This is a genomic window from Pseudomonas sp. SDO5215_S409, assembly GCF_054071325.1.
The window spans coordinates 44,528-65,622 of record NZ_JBSVWN010000033.1; the positions used below are offsets into that span (position 1 = coordinate 44,528).

Sequence of the window (21,095 nt, forward strand, 5' to 3'; positions counted from 1 at the left end):
GTTTTTCCCCTCACACACTGATCGCGATTGGCTGCGGACGGCTGGCCAATAGACGCTTGATTTCCGGTACACAGGAGCCGCATTGCGTGCCGCACCCCAGTTCCTGTTTCAAACCGTTGAGGTCCAGGCCCCGTGATATACCCGCGCACACCGCGCTTTCGCTGACGTTCTTGCAATTGCACAGCGTCTTGGTCGCGCCCCCGGTGGCTTCACCGGGCGCTGCGCTCAAAGGCGCCAACAGCCAGCGCCGCAACTGTTCATCGGTGCGACCCTCCAGCCACAGGCTTTGCAACCAGTGCCGCGCCAGGGTTTCCCCGGCCAGGCGGATCGCCGTGATGCGGCCTTTTTCGATCTTCACCCGCTTGCCGATGGCGCGTCGCGGGTCGTCATAGGCCATCACCGGGCCGTCATTCAGGCCCAATAATTCGTCGATTTGCCTGAGTAGCGCAGGTTCCGGTGCCTCTGAATGCGCCGCACGCACGAGCAGCGCGGGCCGTTCGCGCCCGGTCAGGCTCAAGCTGACATAGGCAAAGCCTTCGCACAGTGGGCGCAAGGCTTCGAAGTGGCGCTGCACATCCCCCTCGATCAGCGCGAACAAGTGCCAGGGGAGTTGCACGGCTTCCAGGCGCACGCCGCTGTGCTTGAGTTCGGGTTGTTTGGACAGCGGGTCGAACGCCGGTTGGGTGATGGCATTTACACCACCCTTGAGAAACCGGTCGCCCCAGTGCATCGGCAGAAAGGCCTGGCCGGGCCGCACGCTGTCATCGCCCGCCACCGCCACAATCACACTGCCGCGTCGGCTTTTGAGGCTGACCAGGTCGCCCTCGTTCAGCCGCTGGCGACGCAACTCGTCGGGGTGCAGGCTCAGCAACGCCTCGCTGACATGCCCGAACAACTGCGCGGCCGTGCCGGTGCGGCTCATGCCGTGCCACTGATCGCGCAGGCGCCCGGTGATCAGGGTCAACGGGAAACGTGCATCGCGCTGTTCTTTGGCGGCGCGGTACGGGTCGGCCACAAAGTGTGCGCGTCCGCTCTCGGTGGGGAACACGCCATCGGTGTAGAGGCGCGGCGTCCCGGCGTGTGCGCCGAGCGGGAACGGCCATTGTTGCGGCCCCAGGCGGTCGAGCAGGGCGTGGCTGATACCCGACAGGTCCAGGTCACGCCCTTGTGTCAGCAGCTTGTACTCATCAAACACCTGCGACGTTTGCTCGAATGCAAACAACCCTGGGCGCTCGGGGCGCAGGCGTTTTTCCAGGCGCTGGGCGAAATCTACCGTGATTGCCCAGTCCGGCCGTGCTTCACCGGGTGGGAGAATGGCCCGTCGTACGTGGGAAATACGCCGCTCCGAGTTGGTCACCGTGCCTTCTTTTTCGCCCCAACTGGCCGCTGGCAATAACAGATCCGCGAAAGCCGCCGTTTCGGTGGTACGAAAGGCTTCCTGCAACACCACGAACGGGCAAGCCTCTAGCGCCTTGCGTACGGCGCCCTGGTCCGGCATCGACTGCGCGGGGTTGGTGCAGGCGATCCACAGCGCCTTGATGGTGCCCGCCTGCACCTGTTCAAACAGCTCGATGGCGCTCAGCCCGGCCTTGCCGGGTAATTGCTCGACGCCCCAGTAAGCCGCCACTTCGGCGCGATGGTCCGGGTTGGCGGCGTCACGATGGCCGGGCAACAAGTTCGACAGGCTGCCGGTTTCGCGCCCGCCCATGGCATTGGGTTGACCGGTCAGGGAGAACGGTCCGCAGCCGACGCGGCCGATGGTGCCGGTGGCCAGGTGCAGGTTGATCAACGCGCTGTTCTTGGCGCTGCCCGCGGTGGACTGGTTCAGCCCCATGCACCACAACGACAAAAAGCTCGCCGACGTGCCGACCCACTCGGCACACACCCGCAATTGCTCGACGCTGATCCCGCACAACTGCGACACCATGTGCGGCGTGTAGTCATGCACCAGCCGTTTGAGTTCAGCCAGGCCGTCGGTGTGCGCCTGGATAAAGGCGCGATCGACCCAGTCTTCCCACAGCAACAAGTGCAAGATCCCATGGAACAACGCCACATCGGTGCCCGGCAAAATTGCCAGGTGCAGGTCGGCCAAGTCGCAGGTGTCGGTACGACGGGGGTCGATCACCAGCACTTTCATGTGCGGGCGTCGGGCCTTGGCTTCTTCCAAACGTCGGAACAGTACCGGGTGGGCGTAGGCCATGTTGCTGCCGACGATCATCACGCAGTCGCTGTTTTCCAGGTCTTCATAGCTGCACGGCGGTGCGTCGGCGCCCAGGCTGCGCTTGTAGCCCACCACCGCGGATGACATGCACAGCCGCGAATTGCTGTCGATGTTATTGGTGCCGATCAATGCCCGCGCCAGCTTGTTGAAGCTGTAGTAATCCTCGGTCAACAGCTGCCCGGAGATGTAAAACGCCACGCTGTCCGGGCCGTGCTCGGCGAGGGTGTCGGCGAACACATTCGCGGCGTGGTCCAGCGCGGTGTCCCACGTCGTGCGGCTGCGCGCCAGGCCCTTGCCCAGGCGCAGTTCGGGGTACAACGCGCGGGCGGCCAAGTCCCCGGTCAGGTGCAGGCTTGAGCCTTTGCTGCACAGTTTGCCGAAGTTGGCCGGGTGGCTCGGGTCGCCGCTCACGCCCAGGATCTGTTCGCCGTCATGCTCGATCAGCACGCCGCACCCCACCCCGCAATAACAGCAGGTGGACGCGGTGGTCTGGCGGTTCATCAACCGGCGTCCCGCAGGGCCAGCATGACGCGGCCGTTTTCCACCCGGGCCGGGTGGTGGTGCGCGCAGCCGATGTCCGGCGCCTGGGCCTCGCCAGACGCCAGGTCGATTTGCCAGTTGTGCAGCGGGCAGGCCACGCGTTTGCCGTAGATCAGCCCCTGGGACAGCGGCCCGCCCTTATGGGGGCAGCGGTCGTCGAGGGCGAACACTTCGTCGTCACTGGTCCGAAAAATCGCGATATCGCCTTTTGGCCCGTTGATGATGCGCGAGCCAAGGGCGTTGATCTCGTCGAGAGCACAGATATCCAGCCAGTTCATGCCGGCACCTCCAGTTGTTTGACGGGGATCACGTCGAATTCCTTTTTCAGCAGCGGCTGTTCCAGGCGCTCTTTCCACGGGTCTTGTTCAAACGACAGGGAAAACTGCAGACGTTCATTCAGTGCCTGGCGCCGCACGGGGTCTTCCAGCACCGCCTTTTTGATGTGCTCCATGCCGACCCGTTGCAGGTAGTGCACGGTGCGCTCCAGGTAAAAAGCCTCTTCGCGGTACAGCTGCAGGAACGCGCCGTTGTATTCGCGCACTTCCTCGGCGGTTTTCAGTTTGACGAAAAACTCGGCCACCTCGGTCTTGATCCCGCCGTTGCCGCCGATGTACATCTCCCAGCCGGAGTCGACGCCGATAATGCCGACGTCCTTGATGCCCGCTTCCGAGCAGTTGCGCGGGCAACCGGACACCGCCAGTTTCACCTTGTGCGGCGACCACATGTTGAACAGGTCATGCTCAAGCTCGATGCCCAGTTGCGTGGAGTTTTGCGTGCCAAAGCGGCAAAACTCGCTGCCCACGCAAGTTTTCACAGTGCGGATGGATTTGCCGTAGGCATGCCCGGACGGCATGTCCAGGTCTTTCCAGACGCCCGGCAAATCCTGTTTCTTGATGCCCAGCAAGTCGATGCGCTGGCCGCCGGTAACCTTGACCATCGGCACGTTGTACTTGTCGGCCACGTCGGCAATGCGGCGCAGTTCCGAAGGGTTGGTCACGCCGCCCCACATCCTGGGGACGACCGAGTAGGTGCCGTCTTTCTGAATGTTGGCGTGGGCGCGCTCGTTGATCAGTCGCGATTGCGGGTCATCCTTGGCCTCGCCCGGCCAGGTGGAGATCAGGTAGTAGTTGAGTGCCGGGCGGCATGTGGCGCAGCCGTTCGGTGTGCGCCAGTTCAGGTAGCTCATGGTGCCCGCGATGGTCAGCAGGTGCTGGTCGCGGATGGCCTGGCGAATCTGGCCATGATTGAGGTCGCTGCAGCCGCAAATGGCTTTTTCGCTTTTGGGCTTCACATCCGCCGCGCCGCCCACGGTGTTGATCAGAATCTGTTCCACCAGGCCCACGCAGGAGCCACAGGAACTGGCAGCCTTGGTGTGCTTTTTGACCTCGTCGACGCTGAACAGCCCCTGTTCCTGGATCGCCTTGACGATGGTGCCCTTGCACACGCCGTTGCAGCCGCACACTTCGGCGTTGTCGGCCATGCTCATGGCCTTGTCCTGGCCCTGGTGGCCGACGTCGCCCAAGGCGTTTTCGCCAAACATCAGGTGGTCGCGGATCTCGCCGATGGCGTGGTTCTCACGGATCTGGCGGAAATACCAACCGCCGTCTGCGGTGTCGCCGTACAGGCAGGCGCCCACGAGGATGTCGTCCTTGATCACCAGCTTCTTGTACACGCCGCCGATCGGGTCGGAGAGGGTGATGGTTTCGGTGCCTTCGCCGCCCATGAAGTCCCCAGCCGAGAACAGGTCGATGCCGGTCACTTTCAATTTGGTCGAGGTGACCGAGCCCTGGTAGCGGGCGAAACCCAGTTGGGCCAAGTGGTTGGCGCACACCTTGGCCTGTTCGAACAACGGTGCCACCAGGCCATAGGCGATGCCGCGATGGCTGGCGCATTCGCCGATGGCATAGATGCGCGGGTCGTAGGTTTGCAGGGTGTCGTTGACCAGAATCCCGCGGCTGCACGGGATGCCGGACTTTTCCGCAAGCTCGGTGTTGGGGCGGATGCCTGCGGCCATCACCACCAGGTCGGCGGGGATCACGTCGCCATTTTTGAACTGCACCGAGCCGACGCGGCCATTGCCGGCGTCGTGCAGCGCCTGGGTCTGTTCTTGCAGGCGGAACACCAGGCCGCGGCTTTCCAGCTCGGTTTGCAGCAACTGGCCGCTGGTCTTGTCCAGTTGGCGCTCCAGCAGCCATTCGCCGATGTGCACCACGGTCACGTGCATGCCGCGCAGCATCAGGCCGTTGGCGGCTTCCAGGCCTAGCAACCCGCCGCCGATCACCACCGCGTGTTTGTGGGTCTTGGCGGTGTCGATCATGACCTGGGTGTCGGCGATGTCGCGGTAGCCGATCACACCCTGCAACGTATTGCCCGGGATCGGCAGGATGAACGGCGTGGAGCCGGTGGCGATCAGCAGGCGGTCGTACTCGGCCTCGGTGCCGTCTTCGGCGATGACACGGCGTTTGACCCGGTCGATCTGCACCACTTTGCGGTTGAGCAACAGTCGGATGTTGTTTTCCTGATACCAGCTCAGGTCGTTGAGCACGATCTCTTCAAAGGTTTGCTCGCCCGCCAGCACCGGCGACAGCAGGATGCGGTTGTAGTTGGTGTGGGGCTCCGCGCCGAAGACGGTGATGTCATACAGGTCGGTGCTCAGCTTGAGCAATTCTTCAAGGGTGCGAACCCCGGCCATGCCGTTGCCGATCATCACCAGTTTGAGTTTTTTCATGTCGTTCTCCGCAAGTAGCTCGGCAAATCGCGCGCAACAAAAAAAGGCGTCCCCGCTGGTAAGCCAGCGAGGACGCCTTTGTCCGGTCCCGTTCTCTCGGGAAACCCTGCCTTCGTCGTTGAAGGCCGGGCTGTATGTCATGTGTTGAAACAGGTAATGCAGCGGTTGTGCCAACTCACCCGATCGCCGGGTTTATTGAGCGGGCCGTGGGGCGGTCAGCCGATTTCGCCTCTCATTGGTGCAATAACCCATACAGCAGCACCAGATTGATCAGCAGCGACACCACGGCCAGGGTTTGCCAGACCTTGAGCGGTTCGCGCTCAAGCAGCGGCCGGGGGCGCAGGCTCAGTTCGCGGCGGTCGGCCTGTTCGAGCACCAGCAGCCATTCTTCGGCGGTTTCATAACGGTGTGTGGGTTGAACGGCCACGGCCTGTTCCAGGCTGTGGTGCAGCCAGTCGGGCAGGTCGGGGCGATAGCGGCTGGCGCTGACCGGCGTTGTGAACCGCGGGCGTTGGAAGGCTTCGATCTCGCCGTAGGGATAGTGGCCGGTCAGCAGGTAATACAAGGTGACGCCCACCGCATACAGGTCTTGTTGCGCTGTAGGGCGTTCGCCATTAAAGGCTTGTGGTGCGATGAAACTGGGCGTGCCCGGCAGCAAGTGGGCGCGGTCTTGCGAGAGCCCCGGGCAATACGCCAGGCCAAAATCCAGCACGCGCAGTTCGCCATCGTCCCCCAGCAGCAGGTTGTCCGGCTTGATGTCACGGTGCAGGATTTGCCGCCGATGCAGCATGCCCACGGCCCGTAGCAGGCGTTCGGCCAAGGATTGCCATTGCGCCAGCGGCAACGGGCCTTGCTGCTTGAACAGCTCGGCCAGGGTGATGCCGGGGTATTCGCGCATCACGTAGTACAAATGCTGACGGCCGGTGGCGGGGTGGACTTCAGGAAACGCGCGCCCGGCGACCCGTCGCAAAAACCACTCTTCCGACAGCAAGGCTTGTGCGGCGTCGGTGTCGTCGTCATGGCCACGCGGCAAGGTCTTTAAAAGCCATGCCTGTTGTTGGGCATCACGCACGCGGTAAAGCAGGGACTGGCGGCTTTGCCCCAGCACCGCCTCGACCTCCCACCCCTCGAAAGACTGGCCGGGCTTAAGGGCGGGCGGCAGCGGCCATTGCTGCAGTTGCACCAGTGCGTCACCCAAGGTGGCGGCGCCCAGTTGGTCGACGCGCACCAGCAGGGCACTGGCGTTATCCAGGCTGCCGGCCAGGTGCGCGGCGTTGACCAGGGTGTTCACGGCCAGGTCTGGGTCGGACTGTTCGCGTAGGATCGAGCGAATCGTCTGATCACCCAGGGTCGCCCACACGCCATCGCTGAGCAGCAGGAACGACTCGCCAGCGCGCAGCTCGCCGTCGAGGAAGTCCACCACCAGGTGTTGGTCCAGGCCCATGGCGCGCTTGAGCACGTGCTGCATGCCGGGTTGTTCCCACACATGGTCTTCGCTGATGCGGGTGAGCTCGCCGTCCAGCCAGCGGTAGACCCGGCAATCACCGACGTGGGCCAGGGTAAACCGCTGGCCGCGCAGCACAATCGCGCTCAGGGTGGTCAGCAAGGGCTGGCCGCCGCCGTTGGCTTGCAGCCAGCGGTTCTGCGCCACCAGCAAGCGCTCCAACGCCTGGGCCACGCCCCAGGTTTGCGGCGTGGAGTAGTAGTCCAGCGCCAGCGCCTGCAAGGTCGAACGGGCCGCCAGGCCGCCGTCGGCGCACTGGCTCACACCGTCGGCAATGGCGCACAGGTAGCCTTTGCTGGCCGCCAGTTCCGGCGCCGGGGTGACCAAGCGCACCGCGTCCTGGTTTTCCTGCCGGGGGCCGATGGCGCTGGCTTGAGCGACGCTCAGTTGCAGGCTCATCAGACCCGCGCAGCCGTCACCGCCGCCGAACCCCAGGTGGTTCTCCAGCGACGCTTGACCCCATGCAGACCAAACCAGGCCAGCAGGCCCAGGCTTGCGAACAGCCACAGCGCCAACTGATAGCTGCCGGTGCTTTGCTTGATCGCGCCCATGCCCGCCGCCAGGGCAAAGCCGCCGATGCCACCGGCCATGCCGATCAAGCCGGTCATGACGCCGATTTCACGGCGAAAACGCTGCGGCACCAATTGGAAAACCGCCCCGTTGCCCGCTCCAAGACCCAGCATGGTGCAGACGAAAAGTGCCAGCGCGGCGTAGGAACTGGGCAGGTTGAAACCCACGGCGGCAATGCAGATCGCCGCCACGGCGTACATGCCCAGCAACGTGCGGATGCCGCCAAAGCGGTCGGCCAGTGCGCCACCCAGCGGGCGCATCAGGCTGCCGCCAAACACACAGGCAGCGGTGTAGTAACCGGCAGTGACCGGGCTCAGGCCGTACTGGTCGTTGAAATAGCCGGGCAGGGCACTGGCCAGGCCGATAAAGCCGCCGAAGGTCACGCTGTAGAAAAACATGAACCACCAGCTGTCACGGTCGCCGAGGGCTTTGAAATAGTCCGCCAAGGCTTTGGCCTTGGGCCGCTCGGGGGCGTTGCGCGCCAGCCAGGCAAACACGATCAGGGTCAGCACCAGCGGGATCAGCGCAAAACCGAACACGTTGCTCCAGCCAAATGACGCCGCCAGTACCGGGGCGATCAGCGCGGCAAACACGGTGCCGGAGTTACCCGCGCCCGCAATACCCATGGCCTTGCCCTGGTGTTCGGCGGGATACCACTGTGACGCCAGCGGCAGGGCCACGGCAAACGAGGCGCCAGCCATGCCCAGGAACAGGCCGAGCAACAAGGCCTGTTCGTAGCTGTGAATCCCCAGTTGCCAGGCGCCGAGCAGGGCGCTGATAACAATGACCTGGCCAATGATCCCGGCGGTCTTGGGCGACAGTTTGTCCGCCAGCATGCCTATCAGGAACCGCAGGATCGCGCCCGCCAGGATCGGCGTGGCCACCACCAGGCCGCGCTGTTGGGTGGTGAGATGCAGGTCGGCGGCGATTTGCACCGCCAGCGGGCCCAGCAGATACCAGACCATGAAGCTCAGGTCGAAATACAGGAAAGCGGCAAACAAGGTCGGGGTGTGACCGGATTTCCAGAAGCTTGATTTCATCACGCACCTCAACGGTTGAGAGTCTTGTCAGAAGGCCTTGTGATGGAACGGCTGGCCCAGCCCGCCCCATCGGCCCCAGGCAATGGGGCCAAAACGAAAAAACGCCGCCACCGGGCTCGCGAGGGGCAAACCGGATGTGCGACGTCTTTGTCGTGGAGGGGCAACCGCCGTTGGCTACCTGTACCGTTTGTTTTGCAGGAGCTGTGCCAATCTGGCGTCTGGTGTGAAAGGCCGGCGCAGAAGACCTCAGCCCAGCAGTTCGCTCATGGCGATGATTTGCTCGGCCACTTGGATGAGTTTCTGCTGGCGGCTCATGGCCTGGCGGCGCATCAGGGTGTAGGCCTCTTCCTCGTTGCAGTCCTTCATTTTCATCAACAGGCCCTTGGCCAGCTCGATGCGCTTGCGTTCGGCCAGCTGCTGGTCGCGGGCCTGCAACTGCGCGCGCAGGGCCTGGTCGCTCTCAAAGCGCGCCATGGCCACGTCCAGGATCGGTTGCAGGCGTTGAGCCTGAATACCTTCGACGATGTAGGCGCTCACGCCGGACTTGATCGCCTGGCGCATGACCCCTGGGTCATGTTCATCGGTAAACATCACGATGGGCCGTGGCTGGTCGCGGCTGACCAGCACCACTTGCTCCATCACATCGCGCCCCGGTGATTCGGTATCGATCAGGATCACGTCGGGGCGCACCGTTTCGACGCGTGCCGGCAGGTCGATGGTCAGGCCGGACTCGTCGATCACCTCAAACCCGGCCTCGGTCAGCGCCGCCTTGAGCCGCCCGACTTTGCGCGGGGTGTCGTTGATCAGCAGGATTCGCAGCATCACAACCTCCGGTCAGCGGGCGGGCTGGTGGCCAGGGCGTGCAAGTGGAAGCTGCGCGCATAGCCAGCAGGGTCGGTGCCGTCCCAGACTTTGCCGTCGAGCAGTTGGCTGGAACGCATGTCCTGGCCTGGCACGGCAATGCCCAGCGCACCGGCGGCCTCGCGGTACAGCGCCAGTTGCTGCACCTGGCGGGCGACGCCGAGGTAATCCGGGTCGTCCCGCAGCAGGCCCCAGCGGCGGAACTGGGTCATGAACCACATGCCGTCCGACACATACGGGTGATTGACCGCACCGTCGCCAAAAAAGCGCAGCGGGTGGGGGTCGTGCCACGTATTGCCGAGGCCGTCGTCATAGTGGCCGCACAGGCGCGGCTCGATGCAGTCCAGGGGCGCATCGAGGTAATCGTGGGCGCTCAACAGTTGGGCGGTCGAGCGGCGATTCTCCGGGCTTTGTTCGATAAACCGGCTGGCTTCAAGAATAGCCATCACCAGCACCCGCGCGGTATTGGGGTATTGCTCGACAAACGCGCGGGTGCAGCCGAGGACTTTTTCTGGGTGATCGGGCCAGATCGCCTGGGTGGTGGCCAGGGTGAAGCCCTGATGGTGTTTCACTGCGCTGGCGCACCAAGGCTCGCCCACGCAAAACCCGTCGATACGCCCGGCTTGCAGGTGCGCGACCATTTGCGGCGGTGGCACCACCACGCTGTCGACATCCTGCAACGGGTGAATGCCTTGGCTGGCGAGCCAGTAATACAACCACATGGCGTGAGTGCCCGTGGGAAAGGTCTGCGCGAACGTGAGTTTTGTCCGGCTTTGGTGCACGTGGCGTTCCAGTGCCTCAGGAGTGGTCACGCCTTGTTGTTGCAGGCCGTGGGACAGGTTGATGCTCTGGCCGTTCTGGTTCAGGCCCATCAGCACGGCCATGTCGGTAGGGGCGACGCCGCCGATGCCCAGGTGCACGGCGTAGATCAGGCCGTACAGGCAATGGGCGGCGTCCAGCTCGCCGCTGGCCAGGTTGTCGCGCAGGTTGGCCCACGACGACTGGCGCTTGAGGTTCAGGGTCAGGCCGTAGGGCTGGGCGAAGCCCTGGGTGGCGGCCACCACCACCGAGGCGCAATCGCTCAGTGCCATGAACCCGAGGTTGAGGCTGCTCTTTTCCGGGGCATCGCTGCCGTTTACCCAGGCCAGGGGATCGTTCATCGACGCATACCTTCTGATAAAAACGCGGGCCCTGTGCACATCATGCGCGGGCGGCGACAGGTAAGGCTTAGCAAGGCATATGCCACGGGCGCGCCGTCAGGTTTTCATCAGGATTGAAAACCGCCGGGCTTTCAGTATGGCCGGCCACCCCCTCACGCCTTCGGCGGGAACACAGCCATGTCTACCCACCCTTGCCGCTGTTCGCGCCTGCCACGCCTGCTGCTCTGCGGGCTGTTGCTGGGCAGTTCGCCTGCCCTGAGCGCGCTGTATCAGGCGCGGGACGAAAGCCTGCATACCTTTTTTACTGCCTTGTCGGTTTCGTTGGGCCAACCGGTGGTCGTCAGCCCGGCGGCGGCGCGTAAACGTCTCAGCGGGGCATTCGAGTTTGACCAGGCGCAGCAGGTGCTGGAAACGGTGGCCCGCGAGCAGGGCTTGATCTGGTATGGCGACGGGCAAGTGCTGTACCTCTATGACGCCAGCGAGGCAAAAAGCTCAGTGGTTGCGTTGCGGCACTTGTCGGTCGACAGGTTGCGCAACCTCATGCGTCGCTCGGGGCTGGACGAAACGCGCCACCCGCTGCGCGAGAGCGGCGGGCGTGTGTTTTATGTGTCGGGGCCGCCGAATTATGTCGATCACGTCCTGCGCCTGACGCAACTGATGGACCGCCCGCGTGCCGACCTGCGCACCGGGGCCCACACGATCAGCGTGGTGCAGGTGCTCAATACCCACGTCGCCGATCGCCAGTACGACCTGGGCAAAAAGACCGTCACCGTCCCCGGCATGGCCACGCTGATCGAAAAACTGCAGGTGGCCGGGGATGTTTCCTTGCTGGCCTACCCCGACACCAACAGCCTGCTGATCAAGGGCAAGCCCGAGCCGGTGCGCGTTGTCGAGCGCCTGGTGGCCGAGCTGGACGTGCCCAAGCGGGCGGTGGAGGTTTCGTTGTGGTGGGTGGACATGGAGCGTGCCGCGCTCGCGCAACTGGGCCTGGGGGATGAACCTGCACTCGCGGCGACGCGGGTGCTGACACAGGTGGCAGACAACGCGTTCATGGCGCAGGTCGGCGCGCTGGAGCGGCGCCGGCGGGCGCAGGTGTCGCGGCTGCCGGTGATCCTCACCCAGGAGAATGTGCCCGCGGTGTTTCATGACAACCAGACGTTTTATCTGCCCCGGGATCAATGGCAGCCGGTGGAACACGGCACGCAGGTGAGCGTGGTGCCGCGTTTTGCCGAAGCGGGCCAGATTGAACTGCTGTTGGACATTGAAGACGGTCGCCCACTGGACCCGGCCGAGGGCGTGGCGCTGGGGCGCACGGGCATCAACACCGTGGTGCGGGCGCCTGCGGGCAGGCGATTGCTGGTGGGCGTGTTTGCGCGCGAGGCCCAGGGCGTGCGGCTGTTTGTCATCCAGGCCCGGGCCGTGGCCGATGACCTGCCGCCCGGGGCGGCCCAGGCCCCCCCGCTGACCGCATCGCAGTACGAGCGGGTGAAGCGGGCGTTCAAGCGCGTATCCGAGCCTTGAGCGGCGGGGGCGAAAACTCTTACAGGGTGCGCCTGGAAAATCCCGGTGTTTGTGGGCTTTGGCCTACCGAGGAATCGGGCGCGGGTTTTTATAGTCGTGGCCTTTCTGGCAGACCAGCGTTGAACAGTGAGGGGCTTGAATGTCTGTAGCAGGGCGCAGCGGGGTGAATGAGAGCGTGAAGGCCGGGCCCATCGGTTTTGGCCGTTGGGCATTGCAGGGTGATGGGCGGCTGATGGGAGAGGGGACGACCGTCCAGCTACCGCCCAAGGAATGGCACGTATTGCGGTTGTTGCTGGCGTCGGCCACGCGCCTGGTGAGCAAGGACCGCTTGCTGGCGCTGGTGTGGCCTGACGGCACCGCGTCCGAGGAGTCCCTGACCCGGTGCATCTATTCGCTGCGCAAACACCTGAAAAGCGACAAAGGGTTTATCACGACCGTGTATGGCCGGGGCTATCGCTTCAACGGCCCGGTGCTGCGCAATGAGGACGGCGCCCCGGTGTGCCCGGTGTGCGGGGGCGGGCGCTGATGAACACGTTCTGGCGCAAGGGGTTGCTGGTGATATTGCTGATGGGGGCCAATGAGGCCCGCGCGTACTGCTGGGCCGAGGCTGCGCGCCGTTACGACGTTGAGCCCGAGTTGCTGCAAGCCATCGCCGCCGTGGAGTCCGGTTATCGCGCCGAGGCCATGAACTACGCCAACCGCAACGGCTCCCGTGACATCGGCCTGATGCAGATCAACAGCATCCACCTGCCGCGCTTGCTCAAGGATGGCATCACCGAGCAGCGCCTGCTGGACGAGCCGTGCCTGTCGATCGAGGTGGGGGCGTCGATCCTCGCAGGTTTCATCAAGCAGTTCGGTTACAACTGGACCGCCGTGGGCGCCTATAACGCCGGTGCGGGCCCGGGGCCGCAGCGAGAAGCGCTGCGCCTGCGCTACGCAGAAAAAATCTGGCTGCGTTACGAAGCGCTGATGGCCCAGCGATATTGACGTTTGGGCAGCACGCCTCGCGCGCAGGCGTTCACCCCGGCTATAATCGCCGCCACCTTTCGCCGCCATCCGAGTCAAGCCCGCCCATGTATACCCTGGCCCGCCAGCTGTTGTTCAAACTCTCCCCGGAAACCTCCCACGATCTGTCCCTGGACCTGATCGGCGCGGGTGGCCGTCTGGGGCTCAATGGCCTGGTATGCAAGGCCCCGGCAAAGATGCCGGTGTCGGTGATGGGGCTCGACTTTCCCAACCCGGTCGGGTTGGCGGCAGGCCTGGACAAGAACGGCGCGGCCATCGACGGGTTTTCGCAGCTGGGTTTCGGCTTTGTCGAAATCGGCACCGTGACCCCGCGCCCTCAGCCGGGCAACCCCAAGCCACGGATTTTCCGCCTGCCGGAAGCCGAGGCCATCATCAACCGCATGGGCTTTAACAACCTGGGCGTGGACAACCTGCTGGCGCGGGTTCAGGCGGCCAAGTATCGCGGTATTTTGGGGATCAACATCGGCAAAAACTTCGACACGCCGGTGGAGCGTGCGGTAGACGACTACCTGATCTGCCTCGACAAGGTCTACGCCCACGCCAGCTACGTGACTGTCAACGTCAGCTCGCCCAATACCCCGGGCCTGCGCAGCCTGCAGTTTGGCGAGTCGCTCAAGCAGTTGCTCGAAGCCCTGCGCCAGCGCCAGGAAGACCTGACCCTGCGCCATGGCAAGCGCGTGCCCCTGGCGATCAAGATCGCCCCGGACATGAGCGACGAAGAAACCGTGCAAGTGGCCCAGGCCCTGCTGGAATCGGGGATGGACGCGGTCATCGCCACCAACACCACCTTGAGCCGCGTTGGCGTCGAAGGCCTGGCCTTTGGTGACGAGGCGGGCGGCTTGTCGGGTGCGCCGGTACGCGACAAGAGCACGCATATCGTCAAGGTGCTGGCGGCCGAACTGGCAGGCCGTTTGCCGATCATCGCCGTGGGCGGGATCACCGAAGGCAAGCACGCGGCCGAGAAAATCGCCGCAGGCGCCAGCCTGGTGCAGCTGTATTCGGGCTTTATCTACAAGGGCCCGGCGTTGATCCGCCAGTCGGTGGACGCGATCGCCGCCTTGCCAAAAGCGTGACAGGCGGGCAATAAAAAGGGCTCCTTGAGGAGCCCCTGGGCCGAAGCCCGCCGCCCGGATGGGGCGCGCATGGTAAGTCGTTACATATTCGTGGTGATGTCGGAATTAAAAGCCCTTGATTAGCCGACGGCGTGAAGTTCGTTGAGTCTGTGGATGCCCGCAGTGCCAGTCATACCGTCCCAGTTGTCGCCGCGTCCTTCGCGCCAGCCGTTGATCCAGGCTTGGCGTACCGACGGTAGAGTAAATGGGCAAAGCTCACGGGATTTGCCATGAACGCCATATTGATATCCGCGTAAAAATGCTCTTTCCAACGGATCACGCTTAAGTCTTCTCATAGGGTGTTTCCCTCACTTGTTGACTGTCTAGATATCCTTTGACCTTGCTCCAAGGCCAGGCAGAGTTTGTCTGCCGTTGGTGTGCTCGCTGCCGGCGTGGCGAGCACTGTGTCGGCGCCGTTACGGCGTCAACCTGTGTTGAGTTCTAACCAATAGGTCACATGGATTCAATGACCGTTTTGTAATAAGCACGTAACAGGAGTGATGGTATAGCCATAAGCTGGGCTGGCTTTTCGCCCCTTTTGTCTGGCAAACCCAGCTATGATGTGCCCTGCAAAGAAGATGGGTTTAATCCTTTAGTGAGAATGCCCGCCCGTTGCAGTCGGTTATTATTCGACGAAGGGTCACAATGTTTCTTTTTGTTGCATCAAATACTTGATCTGCCCCGTAAATAAAGGCCCAAAAGGCCATTACTCGGGGTGGGACGGCACATTCGTGCCACACGAGCGTTCTTCAAGAAAAGCGCTTGATTGAAAACCGAACGGGCGATGCGTCGCCCGTTCACTTAAATTGCTGAAAAGCCGGGAATACCCATGTCGGACCGTTACGAACTCTTCCTCACCTGCCCCAAGGGCCTCGAAGGCCTGCTGATCGAGGAAGCCGTCGGGCTTGGCCTTGAGGACGCACGCGAGCACACCTCGGCCGTGCGTGGCACCGCCGACATGGAAACCGCCTACCGCCTGTGCCTGTGGTCGCGCCTGGCCAACCGCGTGTTGCTGGTGCTCAAGCGCTTTTCCATGAAAGACGCCGAAGACCTCTACCACGGCGTGCTGGACATCGACTGGCAAGACCACATTGTGCCCGACGGCACCCTGGCCGTGGAGTTCAGTGGCCATGGCTCGGGCATCGACAACACCCACTTCGGCGCGCTGAAGGTCAAGGACGCCATCGTCGACAAGCTGCGCACCCCGACCGGCGAGCGCCCGTCCATCGACAAAATCAACCCGGACCTGCGCATTCACCTGCGCCTGGACCGTGGCGAAGCCATCCTGTCCCTCGACTTGTCCGGCCACAGCCTGCACCAGCGCGGTTACCGCTTGCAGCAAGGCGCCGCTCCGCTCAAGGAAAACCTGGCGGCCGCCGTGCTCATCCGTGCCGGCTGGCCGCGCATCGCCGCTGAAGGCGGGGCACTGAGCGACCCGATGTGCGGCGTGGGCACCTTTTTGGTCGAAGGCGCGATGATCGCCGCCGACATGGCCCCCAACCTCAACCGCGAACTCTGGGGGTTCACCACCTGGCTCGGCCACGTCCCGGCGCTGTGGAAGAAACTTCACACAGAAGCCAGCGAACGTGCCGCTATCGGCATGGCCAAGCCGCCGCTGTGGATTCGCGGCTACGAGGCCGACCCCCGCCTGATCCAGCCCGCCCGCAACAACATCGAGCGCGCAGGCCTGAGCCACTGGATCAAGGTGTACCAGGGCGAAGTCGGCACGTTTGAGCCGCGCCCGGACCAGAACCAGAAAGGCCTGGTGATCTGCAACCCGCCATACGGCGAGCGTTTGGGCGACGAAGCCAGTTTGCTCTACCTCTACCAGAACCTGGGCGAGCGTTTGCGTCAGGCGTGCCTGGGGTGGGAAGCCGGGGTGTTCACCGGCGCGCCGGACCTGGGCAAGCGCATGGGCATTCGCAGTCATAAACAGTATTCGTTCTGGAACGGCGCGTTGCCGTGCAAGCTGCTGCTGATCAAGGTAGCGCCCGACCAGTTCGTCACCGGCGAGCGCCGCACCCCCGAGCAGCGCCAGGCCGAGCGCGAGCAGGCTGCCTACGACGAGACGCCAAACGAGCCGCAAGCGCCTAAATTCAACAAAAACGGTAACCCGATCAAACCCACTCCGGCCCCGGCCCCAGTGATCGAGCAGGCGCGCCTGAGCGAAGGCGGGCAGATGTTCGCCAATCGCCTGCAAAAGAACCTCAAGCAGTTGGGCAAATGGGCCAAGCGCGAAGGCGTCGAGTGCTACCGCGTGTACGACGCCGACATGCCGGAATACTCCATGGCCATCGACCTGTACCACGACTGGGTCCATGTGCAGGAATACGCCGCGCCCAAGTCCATCGACCCGGAAAAAGCCTCCGCGCGCATGTTCGATGCCCTGGCGGCCATTCCCCAGGCGCTGAACGTCGACAAGAGCCGCGTGGTGGTCAAGCGCCGCGAGCGTCAGAGCGGCACCAAGCAGTACGAACGCCAGAGCGCCCAAGGCAAGTTCACTGAAGTGGCCGAAGGCGGCGTGAAGCTGTTGGTCAACCTCACCGACTACCTCGACACCGGCCTGTTCCTGGACCACCGCCCGATGCGCCTGCGCATTCAGAAAGAAGCGGCCGGCAAGCGCTTCCTCAACCTGTTCTGCTACACCGCCACCGCCAGTGTGCATGCGGCCAAGGGCGGCGCGCGCAGCACCACCAGCGTGGACCTGTCCAAGACCTACCTGGACTGGGCGCGCCGCAACCTCTCCCTCAACGGCTTCTCTGACAAGAACCGCCTGGAGCAGGGCGATGTGATGGCGTGGCTGGAAGCCAGCCGCGATGAATTCGACCTGATCTTCATCGACCCACCAACCTTCTCCAACTCCAAGCGCATGGAAGGTGTGTTTGACGTGCAGCGCGACCACGTGCAGTTGCTCGACCTGGCCATGGCCCGCCTGGCGCCGGGTGGCGTATTGTACTTCTCCAACAACTTTCGCAAGTTCCAGTTGGAAGACAACCTGAGCGCGCGCTACGCCGTCGAAGAAATCAGCGACAAGACCCTGGACCCGGACTTTGCGCGCAACGCCAAGATCCACCGGGCGTGGAAAATCACCGCACGCTGATCGCCCCAAAAAGCCGCAAGCCTAATGATTCCGGGCTTGCGGCTTTTTTACGCCGGCCATATAACTACGCACCAGCCAAAGTGACAGCCCCTGCACGCTGGCATTTCGAGTAATGCCTATGCCGTTGCACGTCGTGCGCCCGAAAATTCTCGGCTTTATCAGTGAGCAAGTCTCGGCCTGGCTCGTGGCGCTGACCGTGCTACTGGTGGGCAGTGTGCTGACGGTCTTGGTCGCATGGGCCGCCTCCGATCTGTACCAGCAGCAGTTGCACCAGCGTTTTCAGCTGTTGGTCAACGAGCGCTACAGCCGCCTGCAAGAGCGGTTTGAAGACCAGGAACAACGCCTGGGCGGGCTGCAGCGTTTTTTTGTCAACTCCAGCCATGTGTCCCGCCAGGAGTTCGACGGGTTCGCGCAGCCGCTGTTGTTGCGGGCCCGCGCTTATGCCTGGGCGCCGCGGGTGCTGCGTGATCAGCGCGCCGCGTTCGAGCAGCCGATCACGCAGGACCGGGGCAGCGATTTTTTCATCCGTGAACTCAATGCAGCCGGCGAATTGGCCCCGGCCACCGAGCGTGACGAGTATGTGCCGGTGGTCTACAGCCAGACCCAGAGCATTCTCGGCTCGCCCCTGGGCTTTGATTTGCTGGCGCAGCCGTTGCGGCGCTCGACGATAGAGCGGGCGCAAAAAAGCGGAAAAATGACCGTGTCCCAGCCCATGCAACTGGTGGGGGTGGAGCCTGCCTACGCGATGGGCGTGCTGTTGCTGGCGCCGGTCAGTCGCAACGCGGGCGAGGCGCCCTATGGCTACGTGATGGCGGTCATCAGCATGCGCCAACTGCTCACCGAAGGGCTGCCCAAGCCGGACCGGGACAACCTGGTGACGCAAATCGTCGACACCTCCGACACCCAGCAGCGCGTGTTGTACGCGTCCAGCAACCTGGTGGCCGACAGCGACCTGGTGGCGGAGCGGCGGCTGACCCTTGGCGATCACCTGTATGCGTTGAAGCTGCAACCCAGCCAGGTCTTTTTGCAAGGCAACCATTCTTCGTTGTTCACCCTGGCGGCCATGGGCGGGTTGCTCAGCCTGCTGCTCAGTGCATTGCTTTACATGCTGGTGAGCCAGCGTCAGCGCGCCTTGAAACTGGTGGACCAGCGCACCGCCCAATTGCGCCAGCGCGAACAGGAACTGCGCGGTGCCCACGGCCAATTGCGCAGCGTGCTCAATGCCGCCACCCAAGTGGCGATCATCGCCATCGACCTGCGGGGAGTCATCACCACGTTCAACGCGGGCGCCGAGCGCATGCTGGGCTATACGGCCCACGAGGCAATGGGCCATCTGACCCTCGAAAGCCTGCATCTGGCCCCCGAGCTGCAAGCGCGGGCCGCGTACCTCAACAGTGCGCTGGGCCGGCGCATCCCGCCCGCCGAGGCGATGCTGGTGGCGGCGGGCGACACCCTGCACGAAGCCCATGAATGGACGTTGGTGCGCAAGGACGGCAGCCAGTTGACGGTGAACATGTTGGCCACCGCGCTGTTGGACGAGCACGGGCTGTGGGTGGGGCACCTGGCGATCTGCCTGGATGTCACCGAGCAAAAGCGTGCCTATGAAGCCTTGGCAGCGCGGGACCGGTTGTTGAAAAAGCTCAGCGTCCACGTGCCCGGCGGTATCTATCAATATGTGGTCGAGTCCAACGGCGACTCGCGGTTCTTGTACGCCAGCGATGGCATTCGCGACATCTATGAAGTCGAACTGGGGCTGTTGCAGCAGGACGCCCTGCACGCCTTTGAGCGCATTCATCCGCAGGACGCCGAACGGGTGCGGGCCTCCATCCGCCTGTCGGCCCTGCAAATGAGCCACTGGCGCGAAGAATACCGGGTGCAACTGCCCCGGCGCGGGCTGCGCTGGGTTCGCGGGGAAGCAACGCCGGAAGAGTTACCTGGCGGTGGCACGTTGTGGCATGGCTACCTGTCGGATATTTCCGATCTCAAACGTGTCGAGGAAGAGCTGCGGGCGTTGTCCGTCACCGACTCGCTGACGGGGATCCATAACCGGCGCTATTTTCAGGACCGCTTGAAGAGCGAGATGATCCGCGTGCGGCGCGTGGCCGGTGCGCTGTCGGTGATCATGTTCGACATTGATCATTTCAAGGGCATCAACGACCGGCACGGTCATGGGGTCGGGGACGAGGTGCTCAAGGAATTGTGCCAGCGCATCAGCCTGCGCCTGCGTCGTACCGATGTGTTTTGCCGCTTTGGCGGCGAGGAGTTCATGGTGCTGTGCCCCAACACCGATGGCGACCAAGCCTACAGCCTGGCGTTGGTGTTATGGCAATCGCTGCGTGATGTGCCCATGGCGCAGGTTGGCCAGGTGACGGCCAGTTTTGGCGTGGCCAGTTGGCGAGTCGATGAAGCCAATGACGGCCTGCTACAGCGCGCCGATGCCGCGGTGTACGCCGCCAAGCAGGCGGGGCGGGACCGGGTGCAGGCGCAGCAGCCAGCCTGATTTGTGCTGACTGCCTGCGCCCGCAGGGTGTGGCTGGGTTTTACAGAACCGGTTCTGGCGCGGCGACTTTTGGCTGGCGATACAGCTCCAGCAGCACCTGGTCCAGAATCGAGGACGCGCCCCATGGCTTGCTGTCATTGAGGATCGCCACCACCGCCCAGGTGTTGCCGTTGTTGTCACGGCTGAACCCGGCAATCGCCCGCACGGTGTTCAAGGTGCCCGTCTTGATATGCGCCTCGCCGCGCATCGCCGTGGTTTTGAGGCGTTTACGCATGGTGCCGTCGGTGCCGACAATCGGCAGCGAGCTGATGAGCTCCGCCGAATACGGGCTGCGCCACGCCGCCTGCAACATCGTCGCCATCTCGCGGGCGCTGACCCGTTCGGCGCGCGACAAGCCAGAACCGTTTTCCATCACCAGGTGAGGCGCGGTGATGCCTTTCTTCGCCAGCCACTGGCGCACCACGCGTTGGGCCGCCTTGGCATCGTCGCCATCGGCGTCGGTACGGAACTGCGCACCCAGGCTCAGGAACAGCTGCTGGGCCATGGTGTTGTTACTGTATTTGTTGATGTCCCGGATGATTTCCGCCAGGTCCGGCGAGAACGCGCGAGCCAGCACCTTGGCGTTTTTCGGCACCGGCGCCTGGATATCGCGGCCCTGGATACTGCCGCCCAACTCCGTCCAGATCGCGCGAACGGCGCCTGCGGTGTAGGTCGCGTGATCGAGCAGCGACAGATACGTCTGCGAACTGCAGCCATCGGCCAATTGGCCGCTGACGGTCACGGTCACGCTGCCATCGGCGGCGGTCACCGGGCTGTAGCGCACATCGCCGGTGCACTGCTTGGCGTTGGACACCTTCACCTGATTGTCGATGCGAATACTGGCAATCGGTGGCTCAACGGACACCAGCACCCGGCCCGAATCATTGCGCGTCACGAAGCGCAGGGCCTTGAGGTTGACCATCAGCGCATCGGGCTTGACCAGAAACGGCTTGTTCTCGTCATTGCCGTCGTCATTGAACTCCGGCAATTGCGGCGGGATAAAGAAGTTGCGGTCCAGCACCAGGTCGCCGGTGACCTGCTGCACGCCGTTGGCACGCAGGTCGCGCATCAGCAGCCAGAGTTTTTCCATGTTCAGCTTGGGGTCGCCGCCGCCCTTGAGGGAAATCCTGAAGAAGACTTCCAAATATGGTGAAATACGCCGATCCCGTTGCC

General features: G+C 63.5%; 15 protein-coding genes. 6 read left to right on the plus strand and 9 right to left on the minus strand.

Features of this window, described 5'->3' with window-relative positions:
* Positions 1-10: 10 nt before the first annotated feature.
* The 7 genes from ACW9H9_RS17575 to ACW9H9_RS17605 form a co-directional block, all read right to left on the minus strand.
* A complete protein-coding gene (locus ACW9H9_RS17575) occupies positions 11-2,722 on the minus strand; it encodes a nitrate reductase (protein WP_457344361.1) in 2,712 nt (903 codons plus the stop codon).
* Positions 2,722-3,039 carry a nitrite reductase small subunit NirD gene (gene nirD / locus ACW9H9_RS17580; protein ID WP_017134764.1) on the minus strand — a complete coding sequence of 106 codons (318 nt, stop codon included), beginning with the start codon at positions 3,037-3,039 and terminating at the stop codon, positions 2,722-2,724. Before nirD ends, ACW9H9_RS17575 begins: the two co-directional genes overlap by 1 nt.
* Positions 3,036-5,489: a nitrite reductase large subunit NirB gene (nirB, locus tag ACW9H9_RS17585; protein WP_457344360.1), complete on the minus strand. Its 2,454-nt coding sequence runs from the start codon at positions 5,487-5,489 to the stop codon at positions 3,036-3,038. Before nirB ends, nirD begins: the two co-directional genes overlap by 4 nt.
* A 232-nt stretch (positions 5,490-5,721) precedes the next feature.
* Positions 5,722-7,392, minus strand: a complete 1,671-nt coding sequence (locus tag ACW9H9_RS17590) for a protein kinase domain-containing protein (RefSeq protein WP_457344359.1) — start codon at positions 7,390-7,392, stop codon at positions 5,722-5,724.
* Complete coding sequence (locus tag ACW9H9_RS17595; RefSeq protein ID WP_457344357.1) at positions 7,392-8,603, minus strand: nitrate/nitrite transporter; 1,212 nt, start codon at positions 8,601-8,603, stop codon at positions 7,392-7,394. Before ACW9H9_RS17595 ends, ACW9H9_RS17590 begins: the two co-directional genes overlap by 1 nt.
* 246 nt (positions 8,604-8,849) lie before the next feature.
* Positions 8,850-9,425: an ANTAR domain-containing response regulator gene (locus ACW9H9_RS17600; protein ID WP_457344356.1), complete on the minus strand. Its 576-nt coding sequence runs from the start codon at positions 9,423-9,425 to the stop codon at positions 8,850-8,852.
* Complete coding sequence (locus ACW9H9_RS17605; RefSeq protein WP_457344355.1) at positions 9,425-10,624, minus strand: CmpA/NrtA family ABC transporter substrate-binding protein; 1,200 nt, start codon at positions 10,622-10,624, stop codon at positions 9,425-9,427. The genes ACW9H9_RS17600 and ACW9H9_RS17605 overlap by 1 nt, the downstream gene beginning before the upstream one ends.
* A 177-nt stretch (positions 10,625-10,801) precedes the next feature.
* Between ACW9H9_RS17605 and sctC the strand changes: the two genes are divergently transcribed.
* The 4 genes from sctC to ACW9H9_RS17625 all read left to right on the plus strand — a co-directional run bounded on the left by sctC (position 10,802) and on the right by ACW9H9_RS17625 (position 14,244).
* The gene (gene sctC, locus ACW9H9_RS17610; RefSeq protein ID WP_457344354.1) at positions 10,802-12,145 is read left to right on the plus strand and encodes a type III secretion system outer membrane ring subunit SctC; all 1,344 of its coding nucleotides are present in this window, start codon (positions 10,802-10,804) and stop codon (positions 12,143-12,145) included.
* Between the two features lie 139 nt (positions 12,146-12,284).
* Positions 12,285-12,671 (plus strand): winged helix-turn-helix domain-containing protein, encoded by a 387-nt coding sequence (locus ACW9H9_RS17615; RefSeq protein WP_457344353.1) that lies wholly within the window; start codon positions 12,285-12,287, stop codon positions 12,669-12,671.
* Complete coding sequence (locus ACW9H9_RS17620; RefSeq protein WP_457344352.1) at positions 12,671-13,132, plus strand: transglycosylase SLT domain-containing protein; 462 nt, start codon at positions 12,671-12,673, stop codon at positions 13,130-13,132. The genes ACW9H9_RS17615 and ACW9H9_RS17620 overlap by 1 nt, the downstream gene beginning before the upstream one ends.
* 86 nt (positions 13,133-13,218) lie before the next feature.
* A complete protein-coding gene (locus ACW9H9_RS17625) occupies positions 13,219-14,244 on the plus strand; it encodes a quinone-dependent dihydroorotate dehydrogenase (RefSeq protein WP_457344351.1) in 1,026 nt (341 codons plus the stop codon).
* Between the two features lie 119 nt (positions 14,245-14,363).
* On the opposite strand, the gene rmf is transcribed toward ACW9H9_RS17625, so the two are convergent.
* A complete protein-coding gene (gene rmf / locus ACW9H9_RS17630) occupies positions 14,364-14,579 on the minus strand; it encodes a ribosome modulation factor (RefSeq protein WP_002553055.1) in 216 nt (71 codons plus the stop codon).
* 533 nt (positions 14,580-15,112) lie between these two features.
* Here rmf and rlmKL point away from each other — a divergent pair.
* Both rlmKL and ACW9H9_RS17640 read left to right on the plus strand, forming a co-directional pair.
* On the plus strand, positions 15,113-17,383 hold the full coding sequence (gene rlmKL / locus ACW9H9_RS17635) for a bifunctional 23S rRNA (guanine(2069)-N(7))-methyltransferase RlmK/23S rRNA (guanine(2445)-N(2))-methyltransferase RlmL (RefSeq protein ID WP_457344350.1): 2,271 nt from the start codon (positions 15,113-15,115) through the stop codon (positions 17,381-17,383).
* Between the two features lie 118 nt (positions 17,384-17,501).
* Entirely contained in the window at positions 17,502-19,883 is a 2,382-nt protein-coding gene (locus tag ACW9H9_RS17640; RefSeq protein ID WP_457344349.1) for a sensor domain-containing diguanylate cyclase, read from the plus strand.
* Between the two features lie 40 nt (positions 19,884-19,923).
* On the opposite strand, the gene dacB is transcribed toward ACW9H9_RS17640, so the two are convergent.
* On the minus strand, positions 19,924-21,095 hold a 1,172-nt coding region (dacB, locus tag ACW9H9_RS17645), incomplete at its 5' end, for a D-alanyl-D-alanine carboxypeptidase/D-alanyl-D-alanine endopeptidase (protein WP_457344348.1).

What these genes read in the sequence shown, in the direction of transcription:
- ACW9H9_RS17640 (WP_457344349.1), top strand. Translation starts at nt 17,502, where the DNA reads ATGCCGTTGCACGTCGTGCGCCCGAAAATTCTCGGCTTTATCAGTGAG.
- rmf (WP_002553055.1), bottom strand. Translation starts at nt 14,579, where the DNA reads ATGAGAAGACTTAAGCGTGATCCGTTGGAAAGAGCATTTTTACGCGGA.
- nirB (WP_457344360.1), bottom strand. Translation starts at nt 5,489, where the DNA reads ATGAAAAAACTCAAACTGGTGATGATCGGCAACGGCATGGCCGGGGTT.
- ACW9H9_RS17615 (WP_457344353.1), top strand. Translation starts at nt 12,285, where the DNA reads ATGTCTGTAGCAGGGCGCAGCGGGGTGAATGAGAGCGTGAAGGCCGGG.
- ACW9H9_RS17600 (WP_457344356.1), bottom strand. Translation starts at nt 9,425, where the DNA reads ATGCTGCGAATCCTGCTGATCAACGACACCCCGCGCAAAGTCGGGCGG.
- ACW9H9_RS17575 (WP_457344361.1), bottom strand. Translation starts at nt 2,722, where the DNA reads ATGAACCGCCAGACCACCGCGTCCACCTGCTGTTATTGCGGGGTGGGG.
- ACW9H9_RS17605 (WP_457344355.1), bottom strand. Translation starts at nt 10,624, where the DNA reads ATGAACGATCCCCTGGCCTGGGTAAACGGCAGCGATGCCCCGGAAAAG.
- ACW9H9_RS17595 (WP_457344357.1), bottom strand. Translation starts at nt 8,603, where the DNA reads ATGAAATCAAGCTTCTGGAAATCCGGTCACACCCCGACCTTGTTTGCC.
- nirD (WP_017134764.1), bottom strand. Translation starts at nt 3,039, where the DNA reads ATGAACTGGCTGGATATCTGTGCTCTCGACGAGATCAACGCCCTTGGC.
- ACW9H9_RS17625 (WP_457344351.1), top strand. Translation starts at nt 13,219, where the DNA reads ATGTATACCCTGGCCCGCCAGCTGTTGTTCAAACTCTCCCCGGAAACC.
- ACW9H9_RS17620 (WP_457344352.1), top strand. Translation starts at nt 12,671, where the DNA reads ATGAACACGTTCTGGCGCAAGGGGTTGCTGGTGATATTGCTGATGGGG.
- rlmKL (WP_457344350.1), top strand. Translation starts at nt 15,113, where the DNA reads ATGTCGGACCGTTACGAACTCTTCCTCACCTGCCCCAAGGGCCTCGAA.
- sctC (WP_457344354.1), top strand. Translation starts at nt 10,802, where the DNA reads ATGTCTACCCACCCTTGCCGCTGTTCGCGCCTGCCACGCCTGCTGCTC.
- ACW9H9_RS17590 (WP_457344359.1), bottom strand. Translation starts at nt 7,392, where the DNA reads ATGAGCCTGCAACTGAGCGTCGCTCAAGCCAGCGCCATCGGCCCCCGG.